This window comes from Vibrio sp. FF145 (assembly GCF_041439075.1).
GTDB lineage: Bacteria > Pseudomonadota > Gammaproteobacteria > Enterobacterales > Vibrionaceae > Vibrio > Vibrio tasmaniensis_A.
Map to the genome: position 1 here is coordinate 1 of NZ_JBGONH010000098.1, position 5,567 is coordinate 5,567.

The following is a 5,567-nucleotide window of genomic DNA, read 5'->3' on the forward strand; positions in this document are numbered from 1 at the left end:
TTAGTAAGACTCGCTACACTGTGCGATCTAAACACCTTAAATGATAGGTGTTGACTTAAATGTGGCTTTTTTGTGCCTGCTATTTTTCTTTTTGATACGCGGAAAAACTCTATACCGTCATAAATATTTTGCAGATCTCGCCTAACTATCCGGTTACCAAGCGATAAGGTATTTAGTGCAAGCTGTTTAGATGCAACTAAAGCCCCACCTTCCAAACAATCAAAATCAGACATGGCTTTCTACTAAAAACATAGACCAGTGAACTGCAGTTAGTATCAACAGTTGTGTTATTGTATTCCCCTATTCTATACAACAGCCCCTCAACATTAATCAGCAGTTCTACTGCTAATTGAGAAACAGACTATGCCAGACAAGATTTCCACATCAGTACTAGCCAAACAAAAAGGGATAGAAGCAAAGGCTCTATTCAGTGATTTGAAAACAGCTGGCTATATCGTGCGTTCACAGGAGCGTTGGGTACTCACAGAACGAGGCGAAAGCTTTGGTGGGGAGTATGTCGAACACAAGAAGTTTGGTGTCTTTATTGTCTGGCCAGAAAAACTACTCATCGACCTAGATTCTTTCTCTGGAAAAACGCTAACGGCAACTCAACTAGGCAGTGCCTTTCAACTTAGCGCAAAAAAAATTAACCTGTTGCTCAGCGAGCTTGGTTGGATAACACGTGAAGAGGATGGTTGGCATGTCACCTCAACAGGCTTAAAAGCAGGCGGTGAGCAAAGGGAAGATAAAGCGACTCAAAACCTATTTGTGGTATGGCACGATTCGTTGGTTCGCAATAAACGTTTGAAGCAGTCTGTTGTCGAATTTCTAGGGCATGATGCTGAAAGCCACTCCACCGATGTCTCGTTTTCTAGCTTTCGTCAGAAATTTGAGGCGAAACACCGAACCTTAGACGGACATTATGTACGTTCAAAGGGAGAGCTGATCATCGATAACTGGCTTTATATGGCGGGAGTGGTTCATGCCTATGAACGTCCGCTCCCGATATCAAAAGAAGTAATGAGCGATTTCTACCTGCCAAGCGGCAAGGTATACATTCAGTTCTGGGGAACAGATTCAGGCCCTATAGAAGAAGACAAACGAAATGCGACCAAGAAAGTTTACCAAGAGCACGGTTTTAGCTTGATTGAACTTAACCCTGAAGATATCCCAAACCTCGACAGTGTACTTCCCTCTTTATTACGCCAATATGGAATCAAAGCGTACTAACTGGCTGATTTTCGAAAACCAACACACATCCAGATCACACTAATCAAATCATTATGGACATTATTAACCATAGTGATTTGATGTGTTCGCTATTTTTCCCAAGCCAATCTTCTATTATCTTACACCCATCGACTTGAGCTACCGCAGATACTCGATTTATTGGGGCATGTTCGATAGCCATTTAAGCGTTCAGCCTTTTAGAGGCTGACTGTTCTAGAAACGACTTCTATAGAGATATAGCCTAAATGCGTTATCCGTTTATTGTTGACGTTACCGAACATAAAACCCTACAACATTTATATTGATAGATATTAGGATTCAACATGACTCATCCAATCATTTCAGATCTAAACACTCGCTACACAGCTAAAAAATACGATGCAGAAAAGCGCATCTCTGCGGAAGACATGGAAGTAATCAAAGAAGCACTTCGTTTGTCAGCTTCTTCTATCAACTCTCAGCCTTGGAAATTCATCATCATTGAGAGTGACGCAGCAAAACAACGCTTCCACAATACTTTCGAGAACATGTTCCAGTTTAACCAACCGCATGCGAAAGAAGCGTCACATACGATCCTGTTTGCTCACGATCCTAAGTACACTAAAGAAAAATTCGCAAAGCGTGCTGACACAGAAGTAAGCTCTGGTCACCTACCCGCTGAAATGTACGAGCAGTTCTTAGGGGCTTACGCATTCGCAGAAATGAACACAGACGAAACAGGTTTCAACGGTAACTGGACTAAGTCTCAGGTGTACATCGCACTAGGTAACACAATGCACACACTGGCTCGTCTTGGTATTGCTTCAACACCGATGGAAGGCGTAGATGCCGCTATGATCGGTGAAGAGTTTGCTGACGAACTAGACGGTCACGTTGTTGATGTAGCGCTAGCAATCGGCTACCACAAAGACGGCGAAGACTATAACCACGGCAAACCAAAAGCACGTCTAGCTCTTGATGAAATCGTGACGACGCTTTAACGCGCGAATTAAGATGACAAATGAATCAACAGCTATAACACGTTAAACAGTTACAACGCTTAACTGCTACAACGCTTTAATTTTTAAAACGCTTTTTCGTTTTACAAAATATAGTTTCAACAGCACTTCAGACTGTTAAATTACACTGCCTTGTTTTGGCCAGACACTCGTCTGGCCTTTTTCATGTCTGTATTTCGCATCCATCCTTTCTATCTCAGCTTTAGCCATTCCAGTCGCTTTTTAGACCACCAATACCTAATCAATCCACGTGTTCTAATTCGCGAAGCGCAGGAGTTACGCTATAATCCCCTTTGTTGAAACAGGTTCCTCACCCTGCTCTTTCTGAGCAAACATCATTAATTTTCTTGCCAAACCGCTATAAATCCATAAAGTCATAAAGACCCTTAAGATTCATTTCGACCACAAAACACAGCGCGTCAAAATGACTCACCAAACAACACAAAGACCAAATAAACACATTTAAAACAGAAACTTAAAAACATGGCACAACTAGTGCAATGATGACCTTAGATATTTAAATAAGGTATTATCATTATGACTATTCACGTTAAATCAAATGTTCACTGGGTTGGCGTCCACGATTGGGAAACAGAACACTTCCATGGTAAGGAATACCACATGAACAAAGGTACCAGCTATAACTCATACCTGATTCGTGAAGAGAAAACGGTGCTTGTTGATACCGTTGATCATCGCTTTACTGAACAATTCCTTGCAAACCTAGAGATGGAAATCGACATCAACGAGATCGACTACATCATTTGTCAGCATGCTGAAGAAGACCACTCAGGTGCCCTTTCAGCACTATTAGCCAAAATTCCAAACACACCCGTCTACTGCACAAAAGCTGGCGTTAACTCTATTGTTGGCCATCACCATCAACCTGATTGGAACTTCCGAACCGTTAAAACAGGCGACACGCTCGATGTCGGTAACGGTAAGCAACTCATCTTTGTTGAGATGAAAATGCTGCACTGGCCAGACTCAATGGCAACATACCTCACTGGTGACGAGATCCTGTTCAGTAACGATGCGTTCGGTCAGCACTACTGTGATGAGAACCTATTCAACGATCAGCTAGACCAAGTCGAGCTTCATGACCAATGTCTGCGTTACTTCTCGAACATCCTCACACCTTTCGCACCTTTGGTGAAAGCGAAGATAGAAGAAGTATTGAGCTTAGGTGTGCCTATCGATGTTATCGCAACCTCTCATGGCTGTATTTGGCGCGACAACGCGACGCAAATTGTTGAGCAATACTACGAGTGGTCTAAAGCCTACAAAGAAGATCGTATCACCATTGTCTATGACACCATGTCGAACAACACTCGCATGATGGCTGACGCAATCGCAAAAGGTATCCGTAAAGGCAGCCCAGAAACAGCAATCAAAGTCTTTAATATCTCTAAGCACGATAAGAATGACATCCTTGCCAATATCTTCCGTTCAAAAGGGGTTCTAGTCGGTTCATCGACCATGAACAATGTGATGATGCCGCAAATCGCAGCGCTACTAGAAGAGATCCACGGACTTCGCTTTGCTGGTAAAAGAGCCGCAGCATTTGGCTCTTCAGGTTGGACAGGTGGCGCGGTAAAACGTATCGACGCTCGCTTACATGAAGCCAACTTCGAGGTGAGTGCTCCGCAACACATCCATTGGAAACCAGACACAGACGCGCTTCGCCAGTGTATCGATTACGGCATGACACTGGCCGAGGTTTGGCGTGTAGAAGCAGATGAAGTGAGCACACCGAAACAGGTATCACGTAATGTAACACCGCTTGAAGCCACACCAGCACCGGTAAACACCACTGCCGAGCTCAAAGACACAACAGAGCAGAAGCCAGAAGAAGCGCAAGACAAGCCAATACACAGTGCAGATTGCACTTGCTGGCGTTGCACAGTATGCGAATGGGTGTACGACCCACAGTTGGGCGAACCCTACCAAGGCGTCGAGCCTGGAACTCCTTGGGCGCAAGTACCTGATGATTTCCTTTGCCCTGAATGCCATTTAGGTAAAGAAGTGTTTGTGGAGAAGTAGCATGTCGAACATTGTGATTGTGGGCGGTGGTTTCGCCGCCCTACAAACCATAAAGATGGTACGTAAAATTGACCAAGATGTCGCGATTACCATGATCACGGCAGATGCAGGAGCTGAGTACAGTAAGCCGAATCTTTCACACGTATTCAGCCAGGCTCAAACACCACAAGCGTTAGCCGTTAATAACGCTCAGCAATTAGCTGAGCAGTACAACGTGGTCATCAAAACCAAGGCTTTAGTCAGTGGAATCGATACCAAGCAGCAGTGTGTTCATGTTGACGGGCAAACCATCCACTATTCGAAGTTGGTATTAGCGACTGGCGCAACGCCCTTCATACCACCAGCGGAAGGGCTTAAACGCAGCGCGACCATTACGCTAAATAGCTTGGAAGAGTTCGATAAACACAAAGCTCAGATCGATCAAGCTCAACGTATCACTGTGATCGGTGGAGGCTTGATTGGGGTCGAGCTTGCATTCGACCTTCAAACTGCGGGAAAAAATGTCACGATTATCGAACCCGCAAGTTATCTATTGAATAACCTAGTGCCGCCTTTCGTTTCACTTGAGTTGGAACGGGAGCTGGCAAAAGCAGGGGTTACCGTCGAAACCGACTCTGCGATTTGTCGAACGACTTACCTCCACGATGGAGTTAGGCTACAAACTACCGCCTCTCGATTAATACGAGCAGATATAGTGATTGCCGCAGCAGGGTTAAGGCCAAATACGGCTTTAGCCACGCAAGCGGGAATAGACGTCAACAGAGGCATTGTGGTCGATGACACCCTGAAAACCAGCGCCAACAATGTGTATGCGATTGGTGATTGCGCTGAAATTGAAGGGCGCGTGATGGCCTATTTGCAGCCAGCAATCTTATCGGCAAACGTGTTGGCCAAGCAGTTAACTAAGGATAAAGGCGAGATCAAAGTGGGCGATGCAAAGCTCAGCTTGCCTCATATGATCACCAAGGTGAAAACACCGAGTTACCCGATTCAGCTGGCAGGGCGCGATATTCACACAGCTCAGAGCTGGGAAACTCGATTCGATCCTAAAGGCATTGTCGCCAAAGGCTTCAATGAAGATAACCAGTTGGTTGGATTCATTGTCACGGGAGAGCACATCAAGGCTGCATTTCCTTTACTAAAGGAGTTGAAAATCAGTTCACCATCATAAGTACAAAGGTGTAAAAGCAGTCGACTCATACATATGTTCGGCTGTATTCAACGCAAAAATACACATCAAATTGTAAGCGTGTCATGAACCCCGCATTCTAATCTTTCAGCGCGAAGAATAAGATC

Annotated in this window: 5 protein-coding genes; 4 read left to right on the top strand and 1 reads right to left on the bottom strand. The window is 44.7% G+C overall.

Annotated features, from left to right (window positions below; genetic code table 11):
- On the bottom strand, window positions 1–233 hold a 233-nt coding region (locus tag ACED42_RS21365), incomplete at its 3' end, for a hypothetical protein (protein ID WP_371704075.1).
- A 130-nt stretch (window positions 234–363) separates the two neighbouring features.
- Here ACED42_RS21365 and ACED42_RS21370 point away from each other — a divergent pair.
- The 4 genes from ACED42_RS21370 to norW all read left to right on the top strand — a co-directional run bounded on the left by ACED42_RS21370 (window position 364) and on the right by norW (window position 5,442).
- Entirely contained in the window at window positions 364–1,230 is an 867-nt protein-coding gene (locus tag ACED42_RS21370) for a glycerol kinase (protein WP_135381924.1), read from the top strand.
- Window positions 1,231–1,553: 323 nt separating this feature from the next.
- On the top strand, window positions 1,554–2,210 hold the full coding sequence (locus ACED42_RS21375; protein ID WP_009846099.1) for an NAD(P)H-dependent oxidoreductase: 657 nt from the start codon (window positions 1,554–1,556) through the stop codon (window positions 2,208–2,210).
- Window positions 2,211–2,765: 555 nt separating this feature from the next.
- Window positions 2,766–4,271 (top strand): anaerobic nitric oxide reductase flavorubredoxin, encoded by a 1,506-nt coding sequence (gene norV / locus ACED42_RS21380; protein WP_371704077.1) that lies wholly within the window; start codon window positions 2,766–2,768, stop codon window positions 4,269–4,271.
- Between the two features lies 1 nt (window position 4,272).
- Window positions 4,273–5,442, top strand: a complete 1,170-nt coding sequence (gene norW, locus ACED42_RS21385) for an NADH:flavorubredoxin reductase NorW (protein WP_371704079.1) — start codon at window positions 4,273–4,275, stop codon at window positions 5,440–5,442.
- Window positions 5,443–5,567: the final 125 nt, after the last annotated feature.

Excerpts from the sequence above, each read along its gene's own strand:
- ACED42_RS21370 (WP_135381924.1), top strand. The coding sequence starts at position 364 with ATGCCAGACAAGATTTCCACATCAGTACTAGCCAAACAAAAAGGGATA.
- ACED42_RS21375 (WP_009846099.1), top strand. The coding sequence starts at position 1,554 with ATGACTCATCCAATCATTTCAGATCTAAACACTCGCTACACAGCTAAA.
- norV (WP_371704077.1), top strand. The coding sequence starts at position 2,766 with ATGACTATTCACGTTAAATCAAATGTTCACTGGGTTGGCGTCCACGAT.
- norW (WP_371704079.1), top strand. The coding sequence starts at position 4,273 with ATGTCGAACATTGTGATTGTGGGCGGTGGTTTCGCCGCCCTACAAACC.